A 21731-nucleotide genomic window follows, 5' to 3' on the forward strand; every position below is an offset into this window, starting at 1 on the left:
TCCGCTTCCGGCGCCCAGCTTAGACAGAGCGATTAACTTTCCGAAGCAGGAACCAGGTCGCCGGCGTCCTCTCGGCCGATTCTGGCATACACCTCAGGTCGACGGCTGCGGTAGACCGCGGCCATCACCATTCCGGTAGCGACGATAACAAGAATCAAGGCCAGCAGTGCCCAGGTGAGCCAGCCTTCGGTACTGGTGAGCAATCCGAAGTTGAGTACGGAGAGAACTAGCGCTGTGGCGAAAAATACGAACGCGACACCGCTTCCAATGGCCGGCCACACCGCCTTGCGGCCTTTCTTGTCTCGGAAAAGGAAGACACTAATGGCAAGGGCAGCGAATGCAATCAGGATTGCGAACCCGAACGAGTAGATGCCTGCCAAACGTGCGTACGCCGTCCCGCCGTCGGTTCCACTGAAAAGGGCGATCCCGACGACTGCCATTATGCTGAGCACGACGGAAGCCCGGTGCGGTGAGCCATGCCGGTGGTGCACACGCGCCAACGACTTGAACAGCGCTCCGTCAGCACCCAAATTGAACAGGTAGCGGGCGACGATGTTGTGGCTTGCCAGAGAAAGGGCGAAGCAGCTTGTAATCAGGAGTGAAGTAGCCGCATAGTAGGCGGCGGTGCCGGTAAAGTGCTGAACGCTTGCGCCGGACGCCTCCACGACGTTGTCGGTGAGGACGCCCATAATAGCGCTCGGCCCATAGGCGTTAATGAAAACCCACGCCGTGAGCGCGTAGAGGACGGCCAGGATTCCGACCACCGCGAACGTCGCGCGCGGAATCGTCTTTTCAGGGCGCTTAACCTCGTCCCGGAAGATGACGGTCGCCTCGAAGCCACCGTAAATGCCAATTCCGAACATGAAGGCGATGCCGATGTCACCGCTGAAAATGTTCTCAGGTTTGAAGCTGTCGAGACCCAGACCCTCTGCGCCTCCCTGCGCTATGACGGAGACGTTATAGATCACCATAAGAAGCAACTCGAACGCGAGGAAGACTGTCAGGATCTTCGCCGAAAAATGGATGTTCAGATATCCAAGTATCGAGACGATGATAAACATGACGCTGCCGTACAGCCACCATGGGAGGTCCGGACCATTGAGGGCACCGTGTACAAGGTTCTCCGCGGCTATCCCACCGAGGACATACCCGGCAATATTGGCTGCGAAGTAGCAGACGATGGCTGCAAATCCTGTACCGAGCCCAGCGATCTTTCCCAATCCGGCGGAAACATAAGAGTAGTAACCACCTGGTCTCGGTAGGCGAAGCCCCATGGCGACCAGGCCGGCGGCGAAGAGCGCAGCGACAACGCCGCAAACGAGCAACATCACCGGCGTGCCGATTCCGTTGCCCAGGAGGATGGCAACGGGCAGGAACCCGATGAAGTTCACCATCGGGCCGTTGTAGGCCAAGACGGTGAAGATGAGGTTTACAAAGCCGATACTTCCTTTTAGTTGGGAATCCTTATTTGGCGGAAGGTCCACGCCGATCTCAGGCTTCTGTATATTTATTTCGGACATGGGGAATGCTCCTGGTTTTTGGTTTGGGGCGAGCCGGTAGAGCTGCTGTGCGGCCACCATTCCTGCGGATGCCTCGACGCTGAGGCCAGTCTTAGTCTGTTGTGAACGTCACTCGCAGGTTCCATCTAAGTGGGCGACTCCGTCGACGACAATCTGACTTATATACGTTTTGAATCCGGAATTTGTACCCAAGTTTGAAGCCGGAAGTAGGATGGCCGTGCTATCATGCGCAGATGCTGCGCTGGGGTGTCGGAACTCTCTCAGTAACCGCGTCGCTGATTCAACAACCTCCAGGCTCGACCCATGCAATAGAGTCGCCCCACCCCGCATACTGAGACAGAGGCAGCCATCAAATGGACCGCGCCGCAAGGGACAAACGGCATCTAGTCCTGTCCCGAGAACCCCACCCGCATAGCAGATGTTTAGGTGAAGTGCACCGCTACCCGACAACGACTGCGGCAGATCTTGACTCCCTTATACGACAAGCCGAGAACTCAACCTCACGGGCGGAAGGTTGAAGGCCGGGGTGAGCGGACAGCGCACCGGCCACTATGGGTCAACACCCTGGACCAGAACGAGAAACGCCAACTCGACGGTCAGATTCGTGACCAAGCCTGTACCGACAAAGCATCGGAAGGGACACCGTGGTCGTGCACAGCATGGACCGTCCCGCCCTCAACCTGGACGACCCGTGTGCCCTGGTCCAGCGCCCCACGCAAAGACGTACGAGTCGAGTTTGTCTGAGAGTACTTGGTCTCCAAGGCGAGGACTCCACGTCGCGCTCCGCATGCTGTCCGTTATGGGCGAATTCGTCGAATTCGAACGCTCCCGGATCAGGGAGTTGCAGCGGGAAGACATCGCCGCTGCGCAGCAGCCCGGTGCCTGAGGGGCCGGATGAAGACTCTCTTGCCGGAAAGGGACGGCCGAGCCGGTCCAGCGCCGGCGGGGTCCAAAAAGTCGTGACTAAGGTCGAGACCGATCCTTGCTCCTGGGTCGTTTGCGGCTTCAAGTAGCCACTACCCCAAATCGATACTTTAGCCAAGTATTGCTCATGTTCTACCGCGCTCCATCCCAGCGTGGTTGTGGCGTAGATTCATGCACTTGGCCTTGATTCGGCTCAAGGAGCCCGTAAGCGAGCTTCTGTACAAACACTATGCTTCGCTATGGGCTTGCATCGATCCAGGCCTCGGATCCGTCTTCGTTGGCTGCGGACCTGCCGCCTACCAGCCGCAGAAGGCGTACGCCTCCGGCATGTCGCGACGCTAAGGCAGGTCCGTCGACTGGCGAATTGTCCTGCCGCCTTCAGCCGAGAGGAGCCATCACGTGGTGCTCGGCAAAGGGGCCGGTCGGCCTGGGGATCTTGACCCCTGACGTGCGTTCGATGGCGTGGTCGAGTCGGTCATCGATGCTTGCCACGAGTCGGACGACGAGGGCTTGAAGTTGTTCGAAGTCGGTGTCGCTCCAGTCCTGGAAGATTGCTTCATAGGCGCTGCTTGAAACATCGACAATGCGCTTGGCGACTTCCCGACCAGCGGGGGTAAGCCCCACCACGCTTTGCCTGCCGTCCTCGGGGTCCGGCATGCGTCCAACCAGCCCGGCTACCTCAAGCCGCCTAACTATTTTGCTGACGTTCGACCTGCCCGTCCCAATGGCGTCTGCCATGTCCGTCGGACGTGCGGTCGAACGGTAGATCAGCTGGTTCAGCAACAAGAACGCCGGCATATCCTCGGGCAAGGGGAATCCGCTTTGTACCATGATGCCCTCACGGACCGCGGTGGAATTCATAGCGGTGACAAGCGCCTGCAAAGCGACCGAGAAATCGACACCCTTGCCGTTCAAAAGGGGCGCCGAACTAGCCTCAACGTCCCGTAGATCCACGCTCTCTTGCGGTCTTCTAGCCATGAACTCATTATGCACACAGGGAAGTTGAAAGAAAATGATTGTCTTCAAGACAATCATCATCTACAGTGACATGAGTCGCAAAAATGATTCGTTTCAATCCCGCGGCACATATCGGTCTTCGGATCCCTCATCTTCAAAGGAGAAGCTCGTGTCTCATCTCACTTCGGGTCGCACTACCCGCCCTTGGTGGACAGCGGTTGTCTCGGGAATGGCCTCGTACATCGACGCCGCTGCGATCGTCAGTTTCGGAACCGCCATGGTTCTCTACCAAGCAGTCCTAGGCTTGACCCCCGGCGAGATCGGACTGGCATCCGGCGGTCTCACGCTCGGCATTGCTTTCGGTGCCATCATCGGCGGACGAATGGGTGACCGCTTCGGACGCAGACCGGTCTTCACTCTCACGATGGTCCTCATCATTGGGTCTGCGCTGGGTTTGGCGTTCGCTGGTTCCTTCCCAATGATCATGATCGCGGCCCTGCTGCTGGGTCTGGGCAGCGGAGCGGACCTGCCCGTCTCGTTGTCTACGATCTCCGAGGCCGCATCGGATGAAAACCGCGGAAAGCTCATCGGATTTTCCCACTTGTTGTGGGCAGCGGGCATCATCGCATGTTCATTCCTGAGCGCAGGAGTCGCCAGCCTGGGGCAATTGGGCGCGCAGATCCTCTTCTTCCACATCGCCGGAGTAGCTGTCCTGGTCCTGTTCGGCCGCTTAACCATTCCCGAGTCCACCACCTGGCTGACCGCCCGCGATGAGCGCCGCCGAGGGATCAAGACCGTCCGTGCAGACCGTGCTTCAGTCAAGGACCTGCTGCGCGGCTCATACCGCACCCCGTTCCTAGCACTGCTTGGCTTCTATGCCCTCACCAACCTGGCCGCGAACACCGGCGGCCAATTCGGCTCCTACCTGCTGGTCAACGCCGGCGGCGTAGACCTGCAAACAGCGACCCTGATCGGCCTGCCCTTCATTCCTCTGGGCATCGTCGGTGCGCTCTGGTTCATGAAGGTCGCTGATTCCTCGAAGCGATTCACCTACTTCAAGATCGGTGCAATTTGCTGGGTTGTCTCCCAGTTGGTTTACGTCGTCTTCGGCATAAGCCTGATGACCGCGATCATCGCCGGGCTCATTGGGCTCGTGGGCAGTTCCTTCGCTTCCGAGGGAATCATGAAGGTCTGGACCCAGGAACAATTCCCCACCCTGCTGCGCACCACCGCCCAAGGCACCATCATCGCAGTCGCACGACTCTTCGCCGCGGCGCTGGCCACCGTGACTCCTCTCGTGGTCGCCCTCAGCCCGAACATCTTCTACCTCTTCCTGGCCATCGTCATCGCCCTCGGCTGTGGAACCGCGTGGAAGGTGTTCCTAACCCGCGACCGTCACGATGAATTCGACACTGAAGCAGAGAAAGACACGGTCTCCATCGCATGAGCACCACCGCATTGACAGAGACGCCCGCATCGCAATTCACCACTCGGGGCGGTTCCTTCATTTCAGCGCCTGTCACCCTGTCCAATCAGGCACCATATTTTCGTCGAGAGTTCGTGGCCGAAGAAGGGTTGGTCCGAGCGACGCTTTCGGTGACCGCCCTTGGCATCGTTGAGCCCTACGTCAACGGCTCCAGGGTGGGAGACGAAGTGCTCTCCCCCGGGTGGACCTCCTACCGCCATCGCGTGATCGTCACAACCATCGACGTCACCCGCGATATTCACCCTGGGCGTAACGCAGTTGGTGCGATCGTGGGCGAGGGCTGGGCTGTCGGCCGGCTCGGGTGGGAATGGCAACGCCAACTTTACGCCGAGCAGCCAGCACTGTTCCTTCAACTTGAGCTGGACTACGGTGACCACACCGTGGTCATCGGCACCGACGAGACCTTCCACGTCGGCACGGGAGCAGTACTGGCGAACAGCATCTACGACGGCGAGACCTATGACGCGCGGCGTGAGCCGGCCGGGTGGAGTGAACCCGGTTTCGATGACAACGGGTGGGCCTCCGCCCTTCGTCTTGACTGGGACCTGAACACCCTTCAGCCACCGACCGCTCCGCCGATCCGCCGGATCGAAGAACTCACCCCCGTCTCGGTCCAAACCAGTCCCTCCGGCGAGGTCATTGCTGACTTCGGCCAGAACATCTCCGGATGGGTGCGTCTTACCGTCACTGGAGAGGCAGGGCGTGAAATCACGATCCGCCATGCGGAGATCCTAACCCCCGGAGGAGAGCTGGAAACCGAAACTAACCGCACCGCCGAAGCGACCGACCGGTACATCCTGCGTGGCGGTACAGCCGAGACGTGGGAGCCCCGCTTCACGTTCCATGGCTTCCGTTACGCCCAAATCGACGGATGGCCCGGCCAGCTCGCCGCTGACTCGATTAGCGCCGTCGTCGTCCACAGCGATATGGACCGCACTGGCTGGTTTGAAACCTCAAACCCTCTCGTGAACCAATTGCACTCCAACGTCATCTGGTCGATGCGGGACAACTTCGTTGGCGTGCCCACTGACTGTCCACAACGCGACGAACGGCTCGGCTGGACAGGTGACATCAACGCGTTCGCCCCCACCGCCGCCTACCTCTACGACGTCCGCGGCGTCCTCGGTTCCTGGCTCCAGGACCTTGCCGCGGAACAAACAGAAAAAGGCTTCGTCCCCTGGGTGGTCCCGGACGCACTGTCTCAGCCCTCCACACCTACCGCTTTGTGGAGTGACGTGGCCGTCAGCCTCCCGTGGACGCTCTACCAGGAATACGGCGACCCCGACATCCTCCGCAGAAGTTACTCATCGATGACCAATTTCATCAGGCAAGTCGCCGCGTTGCTTGACGATGCAGGGTTGTGGAGCTCAGGGTTCCAGTTCGGCGATTGGCTGGACCCAGACGCGCCAGCAAGCAACCCTGCCGCAGCGAAGACCGACCGCCATCTGGTCGCTTCGGCGTTCCTGTGCAAATCGACCCGCGAAATGGCAGCCACTGCGAAACTGCTCGGCCATGACCAGGACGCCGCAGAGTTCGATGCCCTCGCGGGGCGTGTACTCCAGGCGTTCCGTCACGAATATGTCACCTCCGCGGGCCGTCTGGTCACCGAGACGGCGACATCCTACGCTCTGGCCATCACCCTTGACATCCTCGATCATGAGCAACTGCACAAGGCCGGCGACCGGCTCGCGGAAATCGTCGCACAACGTGGATACCGGATTTCAACCGGGTTCGCCGGAACACCACTAGTTACCGACGCACTCAGCAGCACCGGTCACACCGACACCGCCTATCGGCTCCTCCTCGAAGAAGAATGTCCTTCCTTCCTTTATCCGGTAACGATGGGGGCCACCACCATCTGGGAACGATGGGACTCCGTCCTCCCCGACGGCACCATCAACGCCACCGGAATGACCTCCCTGAACCACTACGCACTCGGTGCCGTCGCCGACTGGCTGCACCGGGTCGTTGGCGGGCTACAACGCACCGAGCCCGGATACAAGCGGATCCGCATCGCACCGCAACCCGGGGGAGGACTCAACTGGGCCTGCACTTCACACGACACCGTCCGTGGGCGGATCGAAGTCTCCTGGAAAATCCATGGCGGCGAAATCAGCGTCGAGGCCACTATTCCCCACGGCACACTAGCGGACGTTGTGCTCCCCTTCCATCCCCAGGAAGGAGAACTCACCGTTGGCGAGGGCCGCCACAGTTGGCGGTACCCCGGGCCCGTCGACTACGGTGTGGCCAGTGAGGTGACCATGGACTCGCCCATCAGGGATCTGGCGAGAAACGAGGCCACATGGGAGACGGTCATGAGCATACTGCACCGCTACTTCCCCGGCCTCCCGCTCGATGCAGCCGCCCCCGAAGCCGCAGCAATGTCGCTGAATGTAGTTCTGGAGCACGTGCCGGGCGTATCGACCGAACTTGAGAACGACCTCAAGAACGCCCTTGCAACTGCAAGGATCTGAAACATTGATGCCCACCAACAGGCCTCACTCCGAGGTCTGCAAGAAGGAGTTTCCATGTACCCACCCGTCGCGGAGCTGACCTTCGAAGAGAAGGCCCCGCTCGTCTCCGGTTCCGCCAGCCAACCGTTCGCCAGGACTATTCACGCCGATCATTGCAACACGGAGCTGGTGTCCGGCGAATCCTCATATGGTGCATGCCTAAGCTATGGTCGCAGCCGCGTCCAGAATGGACGCAGGTGTTGGGGATGTAAGCTTCGTGGGGCCAATGGTTCAGGCCTCGGCATACCATGGCGAGTCAAGGGCCCTTCATGTCTGAGCATAACCACCGCAAGGCAGGCTGCGGTAGGATGCCGGGGTCTAGCCGTAAGGAAGATGGGGCCGCGATGTAGAAGCCTCAAAGGCATGTCTCTGCACGGCACCCGTGGGCGTCGGCCCCAAGTCTCGTTTGAGCTATCGGGCAAAGAGCCGTCGCAGCGTTGCCCGGACCCGTTGCAGCTTCCTGAGCTGCCGGTTCGATCGCCGAATTCCGCGGCGACCACGCCAGTGCGAGCGTCCAACTCCCAGGGGCCACACCATGGATAGTGTTCCTTTTACTTCGGATCGAAAGCTCTAGATCACCGAATTGGTCAAGGTTCCTATTCCACTGATACTGATGTCTACATGGTCCCCGGGGCTGACGGCAAGGACGGTTCCCGGCGCGCCGGTCATCACGATATCACCGGCATCGAGGGAGACCCATCGAGTGACATACGTCAGACAGGCGAGCACGCTCGAGGGCAGATTATGGGTTCCGGAGCGGGCCTGGACCTGTTGATTTAGGGTAACCGTCATACTGAGGTTTTCGGGGTCGCCGACCTCCGTTTCGATCCAAGGTCCCAAGGGTGTGTAATTTTCCCCACTTTTGGCTTGGAAGAGTCGTTCATCTGTCATTGCTCGGTCAGCGTTTGTAACATCATTTGCGATGGTATAGCCCAGAACATGCTCCCTGACGTTTTCGGACGTGAGCTGCGTCGCACGTTTGCCAATCACAACCGCAAGCTCTCCCTCTACGTTGACTACTCCAACGCCTCGGGTCATTTGAATCTCATCATCCGGATTTGCTAGAGTCCGCACGGACTTGTGCCAGGCTTGGATGGGCAAATGGTGGCCCTTACTCTCGTTGTGGCCCACGCCGACAATGACAGTAGGGGCCACCGGCGCGAGCAACTTGGCTCCTTGCGCCGGGGTAGTCTGCCCCGTATACGACAGGACTCTTGCAAACGGATCTTCTATGTGGCGCCAGACGCCGTCTTGTAAGACTACGTATTGAGGCCCTCCCGCGGTAAGTATCCGTCCTAGGCGCATTATTACTCAATTCATCGTTCTTCACCCAGCATGCTAGGTCTACGTGGAAATATCGAAATGGTATCGAGGGCCGCAGCTCAACAATACGATTAGTGGGAGTCCGAAAATCAAGCCTGTTGGGGAGTACGCCTATGTGGCTAGCGTACAGAATGGCCGCCTTCCGAAGAGGCTCCCTTCCCAAGGCCTTCCATATCAGGGTTAACTTCCGTCAGATTCATCTGCCACAAGGGGCGCTTGAGATGAACTACGTTACAGAAACCAGCACTTCATTGCGGACATACTCCATTGCCCGTGTCCAAGGAATTAGCTGATCCAGCATTGCGCCGAGATCTGAGGCCGACTGTCCGGCAGGATTGAATGTCTCAAAATTCTCAACGTCCGAGAAAATCGAGAACATTACTTGGTTTCGGACATGCGCGAGTTGTAGTTCGGATGCGATGACACGTAGGTGCTCAACGGCTCGGGCGCCGCCCTTTGAGCCGTAAGAAACAAAGCCGGCTGCCTTGTTGTTGAACTCAACGTTTAGATAGTCCAGAGCATTCTTGAGGGCGCCCGTCACGGAATGGTTGTACTCGGCAACGATGAATATATAGCCGTCGAACTGCGCAATCTTCTCGGAAAAGAGCTTGGTGTGGTTGTTCTGGTACTTCTGCTGGGCAGCCGGATAGGGTTCGTCTAGAAGGGGGAGTCGAAAGTCAGCAATATCTACAACTTCGAAATCAGCTTCGGCCCGTGGCTTTGTCTGCTCCAAAACCCACTGCGCGACCTGGTCATTGATGCGGCCAGGTCGGGTGCTACCTGTGACTATAGCAATCCTGGTCATTTTGACTCCCTCGTTTTTGGCGGTGTCCAAGCCCCCCGCGTTGCAAGGGACGACGACCCAGGGGCCAGCTACGGTTGCACCTGAACCCAAACTTTGGATATGCCACACACTAACGACAACCTCGCTGCCGGCTGAACTGGATACTTGCACAACCGACGATAGGTACTTGTACGAAAGTACTAAAGATGTGCGGCGCGGGCTGATCATCGAGCGGCACGCCGGAGCATAATCGGTGAGTCTCAAAAAGACGGTGCAACGCCCCCGGGGACAGACGAAGGATGGAGCACCCTCCGCTGTGTTCGCCCAAGAGCGGCTGCTTGCCCACTTTGGGCTCCAGGCGTGAGAACGCGCCCCCTCGTATGCGAGGAATAGCTGGATTCGCGCCTCTGACAGCGAGTATCTGTCAAGATGAGGCCGCTTAAGGCAAAAGCAGAGGGTGGGCAATCAGTCGCATAGACCCTTGTTGTTCGTCGCCAGGAACTTGTCCAAAAGATTGGCCAGTTCTATCCGCTCAGCCGAGGTCAAACCTTGAAGCATGTTCTCCTGGTTCGCCGCATGGTGCTCGGCTAGGGTATCCACCAAGGCGACTCCGTCATCCGTAAGGCTAATTAGCAGCTGTCGGCGGCTCTGGGGATCAGACTTCCGTTGAACCAACGAACGAGCAACAAGACGGTCTAGCCGGTTTGTCATGGCCGAAGCGCTGATCATGCACAGAGTGGCCAGCCTCCCGGGTGAAAGCCGTGCTTCTGGCCCCGATGTCCGGAGCCTTGCCAAAACGTCAAACTCCCATACTTCCAGATCATAAGGGCTCAGGTTTTTTTGCAAATCTATGGATGCCAAGCGGCTACCCCTGATAAGCCGGCTGATGATGCTCACTGGACTTATGTCGAGGTCCGGGCGCGCGTTAGTCAATTGTTCGGGAATGGTTTCGCGTTCCATCTTCCTCCTCATGAAGAATCCCCTTGTCACCGTACCGGAGGGTCAAAGCGCTCCGCGAAGGTCTACCTGCGTATCACCCCACAGCCGGTTGATGGCGGCCCCCAAACGAAAGCGATACTTTCTATCCCACCCTTGAATGGCCGGGACCACACGCCGTTGCGAGAGCGGGTGGTCCCGGCGGTCAGGGGGCCTTGGCGAGGGAGTCTTGTAAGCGCTGGGCTTTTACCTCACTCCCGGTGGGACCTGGAGCGGAGCAACACTTCATGGAAGCCATTAAAGTCCACGCGTCACTAGCCCGGCAGAGAATCCACCGGCCCCGATGGTTATCAGTGCCAGCCCAACAGCGAAAATGAGTGTATTCGTCGCCGTTACTACGAAGAGGGCGCCTGCTGTTACCAAAAACAGCGTTGCGGCGAAGTAGGCCCTCATTATGTTTCCTTCCCTGTCACCTTTGCCGCTGTCGGCTCCATCTGACCGGTTGGACGCCGGCGGGTGTTTGGCTTTCCGGCTGCGTCTTCGACAGCGGGTATGCGCTGTGGTTTCTTTGGACAAATTCTTGACTTGCTAATATGCGTCCCCGACGTGTTACGTTGAACGCACAATTGTGTATGACTTCACAAGCGTTGTCTCGATGAGCCATCGTCCAGACCAACCCTCGGGCAGTGCCAATACGACCCCAGGCCCGAGACTATAAACCTCCCCGCTGTCGTGGACTAGTTTCGCTTGTCCACTGATAACGTGGATGAACTCTTTATAACCTATGAGCTTCGTTGTGAACTCCCCGGGCTCAACTTTCCAAAGCCCCGACTGTGAAGAACCCTCGTCATCCAGCACCAGAGTGCTTGCCATTGGCTGTCCAGAAATGACCCGCTCCGGGCTGATGGGCTCTGGGTGGGGCCACCGTGCGGAGCCAATCACTGTTGTTGTTACGGCACTCATGGCGCACTCCTTACCTCGTGGGCGATGTTCCGCGCGGCCCGCCGAAGCCGGTCTGCTGCTCTCTCTCCGCTGCGCAGAGCCCCCTCCATGAGCCCGGTGAAATCTGGGTCGGCGTACTCCCCCGCGAAAAAGATATTGCCCACTGGCATCTCCAGTACATCGGCGTCCTTCGTTCCTCCTCCTGGGGCGAATGCCGAATACGCGCCGCGTGCCAGGGGGTCGTTTCTCCATATTGTTGTGACGGCGGCATCATCACTGAATTGCAGGTCCGGTCGGATACTCCGGGCGCGTGCAATCCATGCTTCAAAGTCACCGTGCTCTCCTGAACCTCTGTCCAACGCGGCAGGTGAGCCCATGAAGGAATTGAGTACAGGTGTTATGGCGCCCGAGTCATCAGCTGCCGTCCATGTCCAAAACCGGTCGTTTGTAGACATGACGGCGCTGCTCGATGGTACCGACAGGAGGGGCAGATGGAGTTTCGCGGCATCCCCTTGGAGTACCCGTTCCAGAGCTGTCCACTTCCAGTCGGGCAAGGGCAGTGAAACATTGGATGATTCTCGAATCATTGCCAAGGGTAGGGCTACTATAACGGCGTCGAAGATCTCGCTTTGTCCGGTGGAATCCACTGCGAGGCCATCGCTCATTTCGCGGACGGCTCGCACCCGCTCTTTATAACGCACCGCGTTTCCAAGGCGATTTGCCAAGGCAACGGGAAGGCGCTGGTTTCCGCCACCTACCCGCCAACTGGGAAGGGGTTCGAACGAGGCAATGTGTTCCAGTGTCTTAGCGCTGACTTGGTCCGCAGCCACTGCCGTGGAGATCTCGATTCGACCCCTCAGGGCGTCGACCAATCGCCCGTCTACATCAAGCCGCCGCAGTACCGCTTCAGCTGATGGTGGATGGTCGAAAGTACGTGCAATCTCAGCTGCTGTCCGTCCGGCACCGACGATATCGTCAGTGGTTATGTCAGGGGTGTCGGAGAGTTGGCGAACGTAGTAGCTCATTTCCGTATCCACGAGGGAAAGACCGGTCAGATCCATGAGACGCCGCATCGTAGTGTAGCCATTGAGCACAAACTCTGCCCCGCGTTCAATGATGCATGGTTCGTCTCGCGCAGCTGACGTGACGGCCTCCGACCAGACCCGTCCCCCCGCGCGGTTGCGCGCTTCGAACACGGTCACGTCGAAGCCATCCGACTTCAGTTGCGTAGCGGCCGCCAAGCCGGCGAGGCCGGCGCCCAGTACGGCCACACGCGAGCCCTCGCAGAGGCGGCTCATCGTCGCACCAGCCGAGCGCAATTGAAGGGCATCTCAGTAGGGACAAAACCGGCTCCCCGCTCTTCTACGGGGAGGGGAAAGACGTTTGTGAACAAGTTGATTGCGCCCATGAGTCATCTCCTTCGATGATCGTTTAGTTCGCTTCAATTTACGTGCAACCAAACGACCTGAGTATCGTACAGATAATAGAAAAATGATTCTTTTTAGTTCATCTGTCATAGAATTGGCGTATGGAACAGTCTGTATTGACGGTCAATGACCTTGTGACTACGCAGAGCTTGGGAACCAAGGTCCTCGCTGGAACGGCGGGACTTGGCAGGCAAGTCTTATGGGCACACAGCTGCGAACTCAGCGATCCCCATAAGTGGCTCGGTCCTCATGAGTTGCTCATGACAGTCGGGCTTTGTGTTCCGAACCTGGGAAGGGAACAGAGAGACTTCATAGCTGAACTCGATAAGGCGGGCTTGGCCGGAGTTGCGCTGGGAGACCATCCAAGCCTGCCTGCTATCACTCAAGACCTAATAGATGAAGCGGATGCTCGCGCATTTCCCGTTTTACTAACTAGCTCAACCACACCTTTTGCAGCAATCGGGCGGACCATCGCAGCGGCAACAGCCACGACTCAAACCATGCAGGTGCTCAAGCTCAGCAAGTTGTACCAACTCTCTACGTACGCCCGTGATGATCCGCTCCGGATGATGGAGGACCTTCAGACACTGTTTCAAGTAGGCCTCAGCGTCGTCGACATTCAAACGGGCTTGGTAATCTTGGAAGGTTCCAAGCCCGCCGGAGCCGAAATGGCCACATCTAGCCGCCTCTACGCCTTGCCAGGCGACACCGAAGCGAAGCTAAGGGTTTCTGAACACCCGGGCGAAGAACTGAGTAGCTTTCTACTGATTCATATTTTGCAAGTCATCGACGTCGCCGTAAGCCAGCGACTTCGTTCTATTCGTCGTCGGTCCGAGCGAGCCGCGGAGATGCTCGAGTCGGTCTTGGACGAACACTTGCCCGAGGGCGTCGAAACTATTCTGGGAGCCGGCGCCAATGCACGTGGATATCAATGCGTCGCGATCGCCAGGGAGGATGGGGCAAAAGCGCTCCGCGGAGTTTCAATCGCCGCGCTCCCAGTACTAGCAGGTTTTGGCCGAAGCTCGTTTCTCCTTCTAATGCCTGAACACAAACATGACGATGTTCGTGAGCTATTGAACAGGATGGGCATCCGGGCTGCAGCGTCCTCTACGTATGTCGACGTTCGGGACGCCAAATACGCGGCCGAAGAAGCGTTCAAGGTCCTTTCGTCCGCAGGGTCAAGCAAGCAGTGGAACGATTTTGCCGGCGTCCCAATTTCACTCCTTACGCGCTCTCGAAAGGAAGCCTCGGCCATCGTCGAGCAAGTACTCGGCAGCCTCGCCCATAATGACCCCAAATCTTCCACGCTTCGGGAGACCCTGTTTACCTTCATCGCGAACGATCGGCGATGGAACGAAACCGCCGAGGCCCTTAGTATTCACCGGCAGACACTGTCTTACAGGCTCGCCAGGATTAGGGACATAACTGGCCGGGACGTAGGATCGTCGGCTGACCTATCGGCCTACTGGCTTGCCTACCAAGCGTGGCCCTCCTATTCGGCATCCTCGCTCCACTAGCCGGGCACCTACGAAATCCTTGCTAGGGACTGTGAACCACCACATCATCATCTAGATGGTGGGAGGAGTCAGCGGGCACCCAAAACGTTAGCGCATTGCCGCTACGGCTAATTCGTGGATGGGTACCCCTCCGGCCCTGGCCAGTATCCAACGCCATGAGCAAAATCAGCGATCTTTGAGAAGATCCCCAGACGATTGTCTTCCTTTGTCCATTTTGACCCTGTGGGAACCGGCCTCACGACAACGAAGTCGGCGATCATGAACAGTAAGCCGAGTCCCGTTTGCCCTATGAGGGCTCATCAAACAAGGCTACAGAAAGTATTGCCATTATTGTGGCGCCACCCATGCCCATGCATGATACGTCACGCTGACGGTCATAGCCGGGTAGGGCATATTGTGGTCAATCCAGAGGCGGCGACTAGCCAAAATGACCGCCCGGCACCACCCCTAGTGATGGATTGCAGCCTTGAGCACGGAATGCAGCTCACTTCGGAATCCCTAAAAAGGGACGATGATCCCGGCCCATCGGTGCCTTCTCTATACCCGCACAACAGCCGCCGTCGACGGAACACTGTCAGCCATCTCGAAGCGGCCGCTGCGTGCGGCTCGGATGCTCCACCTCAAGAAGACTGCGGAGATAAAGGGACCACGACCGAGGGCGCTGAAGTGGATTGCTGAAGATTTCGCTCAGCGGCTTGCACTACGTTGAAGAGAAGCATCGCTCGTGTCATAGGTCCTACCCCACCGGGGTTGGGTGCAACCCAACTAGCCACCCTGCCGACATCGAGGGCCACGTCACCTTCGAGGATAGATCTTCCGGCTTCATCAACTGCTCGCGAAACACCAACGTCCAGCACGATCGCCCCTGGTTTCAAGTGATCGGCTTGGACGATGCCTGACACGCCGGCCGCAGCTACAACTACATCGGCGCGTCTCATCAATCGGGGAAGATCGGCTGATCCTGTATGGGCTAACGTCACCGTCGCGTTGATGTCTCGCCGTGTTAGTAGGAGCCCAAGAGGACGCCCGACTGTGAGTCCACGACCGATGACCAGAACTTCGGATCCGTTGAGCCGGATCCCGTGACGGGACAACAGTTCCACGACGGCGTGCGGAGTGCAGGGAAGAGGAGACCTGAGTTCATCGCCGACGTTGAGGACGAGCTTCCCAAGATTCGTCGGGTGGAGCCCGTCGGCGTCCTTCCAAGGTGCAATCTTCTCGAGTACAGCATTTTGATCTAGGTGAGACGGGAGGGGGAGCTGCACTATGTAGCCAGTCGTGCTTGAGTCCGAATTAAGTTCTTCGAGAACAGCTTCCAGTTCCGCTTGTGAGATCGTTGACGGCAAATCACGTCGGACTGACTTGATTCCCACCTCAGCACAGTCCCGGTGTTTTCCCGCCACGTAGGATCGACTGGCTGGATCGTCACCGACCAAGACGGTTCCCAATCCAACGGAAGCGCCTTGGGCAGTGATCGCCGCCACTCGCCGCGTGAGCTCTGCCTTGATGGTGCGGGCCGTGGCCCTGCCATCCAACACCTGGCAGGCATTTTCTGTGATGGTTTTATCTTGCAGCAATCTGTTTGTCACCCAACATTCCTTTCCTTGATCCTGGGTTCCGCAACTCTCCACACAGTCTTTGCCCTATTGGGCCGTCGGGCCTCAATGGGCAAACCGCAATACCACTAGCCCCGGAGCCGTAGGCCCTGAGGATCATAGAATGGACGCCGTGAAACCTTGGCACCGTAGGTCACGCCTTTGCACCGAACCTCAAAAACGCCCGAGAGGTCAGCGTCTGGATCGATAGCGGCAATACCGACCGCCCTGCCCAGCGTGTGTCCGTAGCTTCCGCTCGTCATACGCCCAACGGGAATTCCGTTGCAGTAAACCGTCTCATCGTGGACGAATACGGGATCGGGGTCGTCCAGCGCGACATACACCGTCCGGTGAGCCGGGGCTGCCGGATCGAGTTTGAGCAGCGCGTCCCTACCAACGAAGCCGCCTGGCTTGTCCAGTGCAACAGTAAAGCGCAGGGCCGCGGAATAGGGATCGTCGATGGGGCCAATATCGTGCCCCAGGTGCCGGAACCCTTTCTCGCTGCGTAGCGAATCCAAGGCGTGATATCCGGCCATCTTGATGCCAAGGTCTTGGCCGGCTTCCCATAGCGCGTCAAAGACATTTACGGCCAAGTCAGCACTCGGGTACAACTCGTAGCCCAACTCCCCCACGAAACTGACCCGCAAGCTGTAGGCATAGCCGTCGGCTATCTCGACCCTGCGGCCATGCGTATATCCCTGGGCTTCGTCAGACCAGTCTTCGGGCGAAACCCTACTGAGGAGTTCTCTGCACTTTGGTCCCATGACACCAATTGTCGCCAGCGATGCCGTGCAATCGAAGATTGAGGCTGCTTTGCCTCGTGCGGTTCGGTTCAGGTATGCGTGCGTTTTTTGTTGGGTGAATGAAGGCGTAACGACGAGAAAACGGTCGTGAGCGAGGCGTGTAATGGTTCCGTCAAGTTCAATCCCAGCACGGTCATTGAGGAATAGGGTGTAAACGGACTTGTCGTTCTCCACATCGACGTTGGCGGTCGCTGCCCGCTGGCACACTTCCAGCGCATCCGGCCCGACTACCTCGAACTTGGCGAACGGGCTGAGGTCAAAGAGAACGACTCCCTCACGGGCTGCCTTGTGTTCCTCTGCGACTCGGTCGAACCAGGCCGGTCGTCCGTAGCTGTAGTCGTAAACCGGCCTCGAGCCCGGTTCGCCGTACCAGTTCGCCCGTTCACCGCCGTTGACCTCACCGAAACAGGCCCCCAGCTCCATTAGCCGGCTGTGCAGTGGTGTGCGACGGACGTTTCGGGCTGTCTCCATCTGGAGATTGGGCCAGTGCATCCCGTATAGCCGGCCGAGGCCTTCCTTCGTACGAGCTCTTAGGTATCTCCGGTTATTTTGATGACGCGAAAAGCGCTGAACATCAACGGAGGAAGAGTCAAAACCGGGCGTTCCCGTAATAACCCACTCTGCCATTTCTTTGCCGACTCCGGGGGCGAAGATGATTCCTTGTGAATTGAATCCTGCGGCCACGAACAGGTTGGCCACCTCAGAGGTCTCCCCGACGGCAAAGTTCGCGTCCGGGGTGAAACTTTCGGGAGCATTCAGGAATCGGTCATATCCAGCCTTCGAGAGTGCAGGCACGACGTTTTCGGCCTTTCTCCGAATCGGAGCAAAATGATCCCAGTCGGGATCGAATTCGGCGAATCCTTCCCCCGAGATCTCCTCGGATGAGCGCGGAAGTCCGTCGGGCTCGAACGCGCCAACCAGAAGCCGCCCGGCTTCGTGTCGGATGTAATAGCTATTGTCCAAGTCTCTATATACGGGCAGTTCCGGCGAGGCTCCACTAATTTCATTCGTCCGCACATGGATGTGCTCGGCGGCGAATAAGGGGACTACAACGCCTGCTCTTGCGGCGAGATCACGAGTCCAAAGACCGCAGGCCAGGATCACCCGTTCACACTGAACAGTCCCTTGGTCCGTCAGCACGCCTACTACCCGTTCCCCCTCGCAGAGTACTTCCTGAACAACTACGTTCTCTCGAATCTGGATTCCGAGTCCGTGAGCAAGCTTCGCGAAAGCTATCGTCGCGTGGCCGGGATTGATGTGACCATCGTCAGGGAGCAGCAGTGCTCCCAAAACTCCGTCGTGGCTCGCCAGGGGCCAAACCTCCTTATAACGCTCCTCTGAGAGCCATTCGGTTCGGATGCCCTGCTGTTCGGCGACGTCCTTCGCGTAAAGGATTTCATCGACGCGTCCGGGAGTGCGGGCGATGCTCAGTGATCCGGAGGGCTGAAATGAAACATCGATACCCGAGATTTGCTCGAGGTCTCGATAGAATTCCAAACCATACTTTGCCAGTTTTGTCATGGTCGTTGAGCCCCGGGCGCCAGTGACCAGACCGGCTGCATGCCAAGAAGTTCCGCTGCCCAGAACGTTGCTTTCCAACAGCAACGTGTCAGTCTCCCCCGCGGCGGCGAGATGGTACGCGATGCTCGCACCGACGATACCTCCGCCGACGACAACGGTTCGGACTCGGGACGGTAACGAGTCTCGCGATGAATCGGTAAATACTCCGGCACTGATGGCACGGTCAACAAGCCTGTCCATTTTTGGACCTCGTTTCTGCTCAGGTGGGTGCCTCGTGGACACAGTTAGAACGTGGTTAGTTGAATACGACGGTCCGCTGACCGTTAAGCAGAACCCGCTGTTCTGCATGCCACTGGACCGCCCTGGATAGAGCCAATCGTTCGGCGTCTTGGCCTGTCACGGCGAGTTGGGCAGGGCTGAAGTCGTGCCCGACACGAAGAACCTCCTGCTCGATGATTGGTCCTTCATCCAGTTCCGCCGTCACGTAGTGGGCTGTGGCGCCCACCAACTTGACTCCACGTTCAAATGCTTGATGGTAGGGTTTGGCGCCCTTAAATCCTGGCAGGAATGAGTGGTGGATGTTGATGGCCTTGCCGACGAGTTCCCGGCACAGGTCGACGCTGAGGACTTGCATGTAGCGAGCGAGGACGGTTAGATCCACCCGATGCTCCCCTATGAGGGCAAGCAGCTTCGCCTCAGCCTCGTGTTTGTTTTCGGGGGTCACGGGGATGTGGATGAACGGAATACCGTTGGCCTCTGCGACCGGTTGAAGCGTTGTGTGATTGGACGCGATGAAGGGGAAGTCCACCTTGAGTTGTCCGGTTCGCCAGCGGAAGAGCAAATCGTTGAGGCAGTGCTCCGCCTTGGAGACCAGGAGTGCTACCCGGGGCCGATAAGCGGCATCGACCAACGTCCACGACATGCCATATGTGGCGGCAGTTGCCTGGAATGCGCTCTTCAGATCTCCAATAGATATAGCAGAAGGACAAGTTGCTTGTACCCGCATAAAGAATCGGTTCTCTGGAGCGTCGTCGAACTGCTGACTGGCGAGAATGTTACAGCCGTGGGCTGCCAGAAACCCTGAGACGGCGTGAACGATGCCGATGGTGTCCTCACAACTAAGTGAGAGTACGACTTGGTGGGGTTGTGCGTGTTCCATGGGGAACTCCTAAGTGGGTGACATCGTGACAATGGACGTCTTCCCAATGGGAAGGAAGGACTTGAAAGTGCCTCGGGCGTCTACGTCGACATCCACATCTGCGTCCTGCCACAACATTACGTGTGGACGATGGGTCATTCGATACTCAAGATTTATAAAACATGTCTTCTTTTCATACTCGCGTCTAACCTTGTAGCTGAATCCTGAGCTCCCCACGGGTTTCATCGACCGGGTATCACCGCCAGAAGGTTGCCGTTGAGTCATGCGCACACAGTGAGAAGGCGTTCCAGACTGAAGGCGTGGCGATACGTCAGAAGGCTTCAACCATCCGCCTAGTACTGCAAGGGAATTAGGGTGAACCCGGCAGTGCCTGATGTCAGGCAGTGCCGGGTTCAGCTTGTCCATATGCGGCGTTGCCGGAGCACGCAGCTAATCAAGGCCTACTGAATGGTTCGCGTGTTCCGTGCGGATCGAACTGATACAGCGAAGCCGATCAGGAACACCACGAAAGTGCCCACCATGACGTAAGGCAGAGCATCCAGCGGAGCGGGTCCCGGATTCAAGATTCCATTGACGAACAACCAAAGGACCGTGATAGCCGCCAGGGCTGCCCCGAGATTGATAATGACGGACTTCCGGGCTTTGCTTCGGTTCAGCAGAACAGCGCCGCCGATGCAGATCAGGAAGTATGGGATCACCCAGAAGTAGACCAACAGCGTCGCCATGTAGCCGTAGATTTCCAGGGGCGTTGACGATGTGGCCCAGATCAGCAGGGCAGGCGCGATCAGTGAAGGAATTCCGATGAACGCGATCGCCGCTACCGGACTTTTATAACGCTTACTGACCTTTGTCAGAACCGATGGCATGAGGCCGTCTGCTGCAGCGCTGACAACCACACGTGATCCGTAGTTGAAGAAGCCAATGAGGCTTGCAAACACGGCAACGGCGAGAACCAGATCGCTGACGTTGGAAAGGAAGCCCACGCCTGCGGCTTCCGCAAGCACGGCGTTTGGAGAAATTCCCAGCGCAAGTTTGTCGGCGGCGTCGACGAGAGTGGGTACTTGAATCACTGTTGCAGCGAGGTACACCAGCCCCAAGACCACAGGGATCACCATAATGGCGCGAGGGATGGCGCGAGTGGGGTTGCGCGTTTCCGCGCCGAGGGCGGCGGTGCTCTCAAATCCGATAAAGAATGCCGATCCAATAGCTACACCTTGAAGGAAGCTGTTGGGCGTAAAGTCACTGAGACTAAACTGCCCAGCCAGATCCAAATTCCCGTGGAGAGCCGTCGCGATGGTGATGATCACCATGACAGGAACGGAGACAATCGTGAGAATTACACTGGTCCGAACCGATACATCGATCCCACGGAAGGCAATGGCCATGGCAATCAAGGTGGCCACGACAACAATCACCAGCTGAATGCCAGGGCCTGCTGCGTCTGTTACACCGACAGATACCAAGAAGCTGCCAACATACAGCCCCACCGAGAGCACCAGCGTCATGATTGCGACTAGGTATCCCGGAATCATGGCCGCAGCGATGACCAGCGGGCTCCACGTGCCGAAAACATGCCGAATGTACGAATACAGGGAACCAGTCCCAATAAATCGTCGTGCAAAGACACTCACAAATAGGCCAATGATCGTAAATGCCAAGACGGATGCTGCCATGGCAAGCCAGGATGACCGCCCGGAGTAGGCGGCAAGAAATGCAGGCACGGCCGAGAGGCCTACTGCCGGAATAAACGAGGCGACAGAAAGCCCCATGACCTGCGCTCCAGACAGGTGTCCCAGCTGCAGGTCAGCGTCGGCGATGTCTTCAGTCACCGGGGCTGAAGCACCTGTTGATACTCCAGATTCATCAGGAGAAGTTTTCAATTCGGTATGCCTTTCGAGTCGATCGGGCAATTAGCGCCGACGCTCAAGCTATAAAGTCGAATGCGGTTCGACGATCTGAATAGGTTGATGCTTGTTGCCACCGCCAAGGAAGCGGTCTTGCTTGATTTGCGGTTGCTTTGGCTGTGTCTGCCTCAGATACGGAGTAGGACAACACGACTGGTTTTGCCTAGCCGGAGCCCCCTCAGATTCTGGGAATGCGGCCAACATTCCCTACTAAAGGTCAGAGACTGGCCCCGGATGAGGAAGGTTCCCTCTGCGGGGCCGCTGCGAATAGACGATCGTTGGCCGTTGAACGTCCGCCATTGATAATGTGATACACATTACGGTTGACGTAGGGCACCCGTTAACTGTTCAGCAGTAACAATATTTAGCCCTATTTGGACAACTGAACACTTGAGCTGCTGTGGCCTGTAGCAGTCGGCG

General features: G+C 57.9%; 16 protein-coding genes. 4 read left to right on the top strand and 12 right to left on the bottom strand.

The genetic code is table 11. The features are described 5' to 3' along the window. Nucleotides 1-32: 32 nt before the first annotated feature. Nucleotides 33-1520, bottom strand: coding sequence for an APC family permease (locus ACFX4T_RS06715; RefSeq protein WP_377651211.1), 1488 nt, complete (start codon nt 1518-1520; stop codon nt 33-35). Between the two features lie 736 nt (nt 1521-2256). On the opposite strand from ACFX4T_RS06715, the gene ACFX4T_RS06720 reads away from it, so the two are divergent. After that, a complete protein-coding gene (locus ACFX4T_RS06720) occupies nt 2257-2406 on the top strand; it encodes a hypothetical protein (RefSeq protein ID WP_377651212.1) in 150 nt (49 codons plus the stop codon). A gap of 416 nt (nt 2407-2822) precedes the next feature. Here ACFX4T_RS06720 and ACFX4T_RS06725 read toward each other — a convergent pair whose 3' ends face one another. Beyond that, nucleotides 2823-3422 carry a MarR family winged helix-turn-helix transcriptional regulator gene (locus tag ACFX4T_RS06725; protein WP_377651213.1) on the bottom strand — a complete coding sequence of 200 codons (600 nt, stop codon included), beginning with the start codon at nt 3420-3422 and terminating at the stop codon, nt 2823-2825. Nucleotides 3423-3570: 148 nt separating this feature from the next. Here ACFX4T_RS06725 and ACFX4T_RS06730 point away from each other — a divergent pair, with 148 nt between their 5' ends. Beyond that, nucleotides 3571-4848: an MFS transporter gene (locus ACFX4T_RS06730; RefSeq protein WP_377651214.1), complete on the top strand. Its 1278-nt coding sequence runs from the start codon at nt 3571-3573 to the stop codon at nt 4846-4848. After that, the gene (locus ACFX4T_RS06735) at nt 4845-7361 is read left to right on the top strand and encodes a glycoside hydrolase family 78 protein (RefSeq protein WP_377651215.1); all 2517 of its coding nucleotides are present in this window, start codon (nt 4845-4847) and stop codon (nt 7359-7361) included. The genes ACFX4T_RS06730 and ACFX4T_RS06735 overlap by 4 nt, the downstream gene beginning before the upstream one ends. Before the next feature lie 609 nt (nt 7362-7970). Here the strand turns inward: ACFX4T_RS06735 and ACFX4T_RS06740 are convergent. From ACFX4T_RS06740 to ACFX4T_RS06765, 6 genes are all read right to left on the bottom strand, one after another. Continuing rightward, nucleotides 7971-8705, bottom strand: coding sequence for a fumarylacetoacetate hydrolase family protein (locus ACFX4T_RS06740; protein WP_377651216.1), 735 nt, complete (start codon nt 8703-8705; stop codon nt 7971-7973). A 244-nt stretch (nt 8706-8949) separates the two neighbouring features. Continuing rightward, a complete protein-coding gene (locus tag ACFX4T_RS06745) occupies nt 8950-9528 on the bottom strand; it encodes an NADPH-dependent FMN reductase (protein ID WP_377651217.1) in 579 nt (192 codons plus the stop codon). A gap of 444 nt (nt 9529-9972) precedes the next feature. Continuing rightward, nucleotides 9973-10467: a MarR family winged helix-turn-helix transcriptional regulator gene (locus ACFX4T_RS06750; protein ID WP_377651218.1), complete on the bottom strand. Its 495-nt coding sequence runs from the start codon at nt 10465-10467 to the stop codon at nt 9973-9975. 273 nt (nt 10468-10740) lie between these two features. Then, nucleotides 10741-10896 carry a hypothetical protein gene (locus ACFX4T_RS06755; protein WP_377651219.1) on the bottom strand — a complete coding sequence of 52 codons (156 nt, stop codon included), beginning with the start codon at nt 10894-10896 and terminating at the stop codon, nt 10741-10743. A 156-nt stretch (nt 10897-11052) separates the two neighbouring features. Next, nucleotides 11053-11406 (bottom strand): cupin domain-containing protein, encoded by a 354-nt coding sequence (locus ACFX4T_RS06760; protein ID WP_377651220.1) that lies wholly within the window; start codon nt 11404-11406, stop codon nt 11053-11055. After that, a complete protein-coding gene (locus tag ACFX4T_RS06765; RefSeq protein WP_377651221.1) occupies nt 11403-12683 on the bottom strand; it encodes a flavin monoamine oxidase family protein in 1281 nt (426 codons plus the stop codon). Before ACFX4T_RS06765 ends, ACFX4T_RS06760 begins: the two co-directional genes overlap by 4 nt. 230 nt (nt 12684-12913) lie before the next feature. Here ACFX4T_RS06765 and pmfR point away from each other — a divergent pair, with 230 nt between their 5' ends. Next, nucleotides 12914-14329: a transcciptional activator PmfR gene (gene pmfR, locus ACFX4T_RS06770; protein WP_377651222.1), complete on the top strand. Its 1416-nt coding sequence runs from the start codon at nt 12914-12916 to the stop codon at nt 14327-14329. A 620-nt stretch (nt 14330-14949) separates the two neighbouring features. Here pmfR and ACFX4T_RS06775 read toward each other — a convergent pair. From ACFX4T_RS06775 to ACFX4T_RS06790, 4 genes are all read right to left on the bottom strand, one after another. Next, on the bottom strand, nt 14950-15888 hold the full coding sequence (locus ACFX4T_RS06775; protein ID WP_377651345.1) for a bifunctional methylenetetrahydrofolate dehydrogenase/methenyltetrahydrofolate cyclohydrolase: 939 nt from the start codon (nt 15886-15888) through the stop codon (nt 14950-14952). A 125-nt stretch (nt 15889-16013) separates the two neighbouring features. Then, nucleotides 16014-18488, bottom strand: coding sequence for an FAD-dependent oxidoreductase (locus ACFX4T_RS06780; RefSeq protein ID WP_377651223.1), 2475 nt, complete (start codon nt 18486-18488; stop codon nt 16014-16016). 55 nt (nt 18489-18543) lie between these two features. Then, entirely contained in the window at nt 18544-19407 is an 864-nt protein-coding gene (gene purU, locus ACFX4T_RS06785; RefSeq protein ID WP_377651224.1) for a formyltetrahydrofolate deformylase, read from the bottom strand. A gap of 440 nt (nt 19408-19847) precedes the next feature. Further along, nucleotides 19848-21236, bottom strand: a complete 1389-nt coding sequence (locus ACFX4T_RS06790; protein WP_377651225.1) for an APC family permease — start codon at nt 21234-21236, stop codon at nt 19848-19850. Between the last annotated feature and the right edge of the window lie 495 nt (nt 21237-21731).

Source organism: Paenarthrobacter sp. YIM B13468 (assembly GCF_042788025.1).
GTDB classification, from domain to species: Bacteria; Actinomycetota; Actinomycetes; order Actinomycetales; family Micrococcaceae; genus Arthrobacter; species Arthrobacter aromaticivorans.